Raw genomic sequence first — 5,026 nt, forward strand, 5'->3', positions numbered from 1 at the left:
GGCGTTTGCTTCATTTTATCTCCTCCTTAATTTTATATCTGAACTACAATTTTATTTATTATAACACCAACAGAAAACGCTAGTCTTTACAAGATCATTTATAAAACAAAATGGCCCGTTTCTTGAAGACCGAGTTTCTCCATAATTGTAGCATATATTGCCAATTATCTAAACTAAATTCGAGTTAATCAGTCCTTGGTGAGAAAATGACTTGTTATTTGTACTTTGAAAAGGAATTTAACATTAGCATGGAAACAGTTATAAAATAGTGTCAAATACAAAAAAACGCAGCAGCCGAAGCCACTGCGGATTCTATTAATTCAGCGCACCTGCTGGCATCTGAATCGGATCAATATCATTGAAATAGCTGTAGGTTGCGTCAAGTTTCTGTTTATAACGGACGTAGTCGCGGTCAAAATAGCTTGTGACGTTCGCTGACAGCTTCATGCCAGTAACGAAAAACGTTTTTTCATTAATCGTCAGTTCGATATCCATTTTATCCAAAACCGGAAAACCGGTATGTGTGTGGATGAATTCTTCAGGAGTCGGACTGTTGACCGCCACTTGCTCCATGAATTTACGATAATCTGCAGGTGGCAAAGAAAATTGCAGCGCGTAGCCGTAATCGATTTTCTCAAGCTCTGCATCTTTTACAAATGGTTCCAATAACGATAGGTCCATGAGAGGCGCTGTAAATGGAACCCAGACATCCAACAGTTTGATGCGCTCATCATCCGTCATCTTCTGCCATTCGCCATCTTCTTCTTTAATCATCAGTTGCTCGTCCTGCCTGAAAATCTTCAGGTTCTTCGGCTGCTGCTTTGGAAGCTGCAACACGATTTCCTCTGATACTTTCATTGGATCCAATTCGACATTGGATTGGATATGCAGTTTTTTACTGCTGCGTTCTACAGGTTCAGACGTCACACTGCTTTCATCGAAAACGATGCTTGTATGTACCGATTGTAGGTCTTTCATTGCCTGATCCGCTTTTTTCAGCAAATCTTCCGCACTGGACGGCGCGGAAGAAGTTTTTCCGCATCCCGCCATCGCCAGCACGATGACTGCAAGGAAAAGAACAATAATTCGTTTGTTCATCAAGAAACTCCCCTTCAATCAAAACTATTTACAGTGTACTGCACAGAAGCGGAGTTGTCACGGATGTTTCGTTCCTTCGGTCATGCTTTTAAATTCCGAGTCAATCAACCTGGACAATCCAGCCAAACCGATCTTCTTTTTTACCTGTTTGAATACCCGTGATAGTGTCATATAATTTCAATGATAATTCACCGATTTCTCCGCTATTAATTTCACATTTCTTACCGCCCCAAAACAATTCACCCATCGGGGATATAACAGCCGCGGTGCCTGTGCCGAATGCTTCTTCAAGAGTTCCCGCTTCATTGGCATCAAAAATCTCTTGAATCGATACTTTGCGCTCGATAACAGGAATGTCCCATGATTTCAGCAATTCAATAACTGATTTACGGGTGATCCCTTCCAAAATACTGCCATTCAGACTTGGTGTTATCACTTCGCCGTTAATTTTGAAGAACACATTCATTGCGCCGACTTCTTCAATATACTGATGCTCTTTCGCATCCAGCCAGAGCACTTGCGAATAGCCACCTGCTTCCGCCACTTCCTGTGCTTTCATGGAACCTGCGTAGTTTCCAGCTGTCTTCGCACTGCCTGTACCGCCGACAGCTGCACGGACAAACTCCGATTCTACTGCAATTTTCACAGGATTCATGCCTTCTTTATAGTAGGCACCAACCGGCGAAAGAATGATCATCATTCTGTACGTATTGGATGGCGCTACTCCTAAATACGGCTGTGTGGCAAAAATATACGGACGAATGTATAATGAAGTCCCTTCTTTGCTTGGAATCCAATCTTTATCAACCGACACTAATTCTTTCATTGCTTCCAGAACAAATTCTTCATCAAACTGTGGCATGCACAGTCTGTCATTGGAACGGTTCAGCCGCTTCATATTCTCTTCAGGGCGGAACAGCACCACTTCTTGTTCCTCCGTCAAGTATGCTTTTAATCCTTCGAACACCGTCTGTCCGTAATGCAGAACAATCGCTGCAGGATCAAGCAGAAACGGCTCATACGGCACGATTCGCGCGTCATGCCAGCCTGTTCCTTCTGTATAATCCATCACAAACATATGGTCCGTAAACACTGTACCGAATGCGAGCTGATCCGCTGCCGGTTTTTCCTTCGGCTGTGTTGTTTTCGTAACTGCTATCTGATTCTTCGCTGTCATCGTAACGCCCTCCTAAGATTATCTGATTTGGCCTGTCCCTCTGATTACAAATTTAGATGAAGTCAATGCTTGTAAGCCCATTGGTCCGCGTGCATGCAGCTTTTGTGTACTGATACCGATTTCCGCTCCATAGCCAAACTCAAAACCATCAGTGAAACGAGTCGATGCATTTACATACACCGCCGCTGCGTCGACACTGTTCAGGAACTGCTCTGCATTTTCGTCATTCTGTGTGATAATACCTTCAGAATGTTTCGTGCTGTAGTGTTGAATATGCTGTAGTGCCTCACCCAAATTATCCACTGCTTTCATGCGTAACGTCAAATCAAGAAACTCATTCGACCAGTCATCCTGTTCAACTTGTGGAATCGCTGAATCAAACTGATGAATTTTTTCATCGCCGAGAAGCTGAACTTTTTGATCCCGCAATGTGCGAACTAATTTCTCGCCATGTACGTCAAGCCACTGCTGATCGATCAGTACGGTTTCAATAGCATTACATACTGACGGACGATGTGTTTTGGCATTGATAACGACATCCACCGCCATCTGAACGTCGGCTGATTCATCAATGAATAAATGACAGTTTCCTGCACCTGTTTCAATGACCGGCACGGTCGACTCACGGATGACCGTCTGAATCAATTTCGCGCCTCCGCGTGGAATGAGTACATCTAAGTATTCATTCAGTGTAAACAATTCCTTTGCAGTCTCACGGCTCGTATCTTCAATCAACTGCACCGAATCTACAGGTAGTGCACTTTTCTCAAGTCCACGCTGAATGACGTGCCATAGAGCCAAGTTAGAATATTTCGCGGAAGAACTGCCGCGCAGAACCATCGCATTCCCTGTTTTCAAAGCCAGTGAGGCAGCGTCAATCGTGACATTTGGACGCGCTTCATAAATCATCGCAATGACACCGATCGGCACGCGTTTTTTGACGATATGCAAACCATTTTCCTTGTTGATTTCTTCCATTATTTCGCCAATCGGATCTTTCAGGTCAATCAGCAACCGGACACCTTCTGCCATTGCTTCAATCCGGTCTTCTGTCAATAAAATACGATCGAGTACAGCGGCTTCGATTCCATTATTGCGGCCTTCTTCGATATCTTTCTTATTCTCTATCAGTAAATGATTTGTTTCTTCAAGCAGCTGATCGGCAATTAGTTTCAGTGCTTCATTTTTCTCTCCTGTCGTGGCTGTATTCAATGAATAACTCGCTTCTTTTGCAGCTTTACCTTTTCTTGTAATCTCACTCATCATTTATCTCTCCTTTAATTGACTTCTACCCAGCGGTCCCGGTGAATCACTTCAATCATCGGCGCACACAGTTCAGCGCTTTTTCCGCGCTCTGCCAGCAGCTCCTGTAGCTGTTCGGATGAGTATTTAACCTCACCTCTGCCGATCAGCCCGTCCACACCATATACTTCCACTACTTCACCTGCTTCAAAGTTACCTTTCACTTTAAAGACACCTGCCGGCAACAGACTGCGGCCGTCATGCAGAACAGCTTTCTCCGCACCCTTATCTACATATAAACGACCAGTTGACTCTGAATGCAGCGCAATCCATTGACGCTTTGTATTAATGCCGTGACTGAGAGGACTGTAAATATAAGTACCGTCACCAAGTCCCTGCATAATATCCAATAACTTTGAAGATCCTTTTCCTGTGCCAATGAAAACAGGAACAGCTAATGTATGCGCTGTCTTGGCAGCAAGTAATTTCGAACGCATGCCGCCTGTTCCAACTTTGGAGCCGAGGTCGTCTGTTCCACCAAGCAACTCGTCTGTTATTTCATCCAGTTCTGTCAGCCGTACAGCATCCGGATCGTTTCTTGGATTGCTTGTATAAATTCCATTGACATCTGTTAAAATGATCAATTGATCGGCATGTAAAAACCCACTGACAAGTGCAGAGAGCATATCATTATCACCAAACGTCAATTCATCGATAGAGACTGTGTCGTTTTCATTGATGATCGGCATGATGCCTCGTTCTAACAGCTCCGACATTGCAGCAAACGCATTGCGGTATCGGTCACGATTGGCGAAATCCTGTCTAGTTAGAAGAATTTGAGCAGGAACGACGCCGTGCTCGCTGAACCGTTCAATATAGGACTGGATCAATAAACTTTGGCCGACTGCAGCCGCAGCCTGTCTTCCCTTGATCGTAACAGGACGAGACGGATATCCTAATCTAGCAAAACCTGCTGCGACAGCACCTGACGACACGACAATGACTTCATGCCCGGCATTTTTCAGCATTGCCAGCGCATCTACATGATCATTGAATTTCAGTTGATCGATTTCACCGTTGTCATTGGTTAAAGAACTACTCCCAATCTTCACTACAATTCGCTGTTTTTTCATCTTTCATTCGCCTGCCATTTCTATATTTCCGCTGCTGATACATCTGTTTATAACATTCTACGCTTTTAGAGGCTAAACGGCGCTTTCCGCTTTAGATACATCCAGCTTCAGCGGCTAGAGGCTCGGGTCATAAGTCAAAGCTGCTGTGCGGCAAAGTGCGCCGCTTCGCAGCTTCGACTTATGCTTGCCACCTCTGAACAGCCGCTTACGCTTTAGGTATTTCCTGCTGAATCCATATAAAAAAGCCCAGTCGTCCCGATATATCAGGACGAAAGGACTTAGCTTCCGCGGTGCCACCATCATTGGATTCATAAATGAATCCCGCTCTCCTCATAACGCCGAGGTCCGCGCCTATGTTTACATAGGACTCCGAAGG

The 5,026-nt window shown here is 44.5% G+C and carries 4 protein-coding genes; all 4 read right to left on the reverse strand.

The window, feature by feature from the left end; translation table 11 throughout:
- Positions 1-315: 315 nt before the first annotated feature.
- Positions 316-1,098 carry a DUF6612 family protein gene (locus Q1J64_RS12660; protein ID WP_301109444.1) on the reverse strand — a complete coding sequence of 261 codons (783 nt, stop codon included), beginning with the start codon at positions 1,096-1,098 and terminating at the stop codon, positions 316-318.
- Between the two features lie 100 nt (positions 1,099-1,198).
- The gene (locus Q1J64_RS12665) at positions 1,199-2,275 is read right to left on the reverse strand and encodes a branched-chain amino acid aminotransferase (RefSeq protein WP_301109445.1); all 1,077 of its coding nucleotides are present in this window, start codon (positions 2,273-2,275) and stop codon (positions 1,199-1,201) included.
- An 18-nt stretch (positions 2,276-2,293) separates the two neighbouring features.
- Positions 2,294-3,538: a glutamate-5-semialdehyde dehydrogenase gene (locus Q1J64_RS12670; RefSeq protein ID WP_301109446.1), complete on the reverse strand. Its 1,245-nt coding sequence runs from the start codon at positions 3,536-3,538 to the stop codon at positions 2,294-2,296.
- Between the two features lie 14 nt (positions 3,539-3,552).
- Entirely contained in the window at positions 3,553-4,650 is a 1,098-nt protein-coding gene (proB, locus tag Q1J64_RS12675; RefSeq protein WP_301109447.1) for a glutamate 5-kinase, read from the reverse strand.
- Positions 4,651-5,026 lie beyond the last annotated feature (376 nt).

This window comes from Sporosarcina sp. (assembly GCF_029257255.1).
GTDB lineage: Bacteria > Bacillota > Bacilli > Bacillales_A > Planococcaceae > Sporosarcina.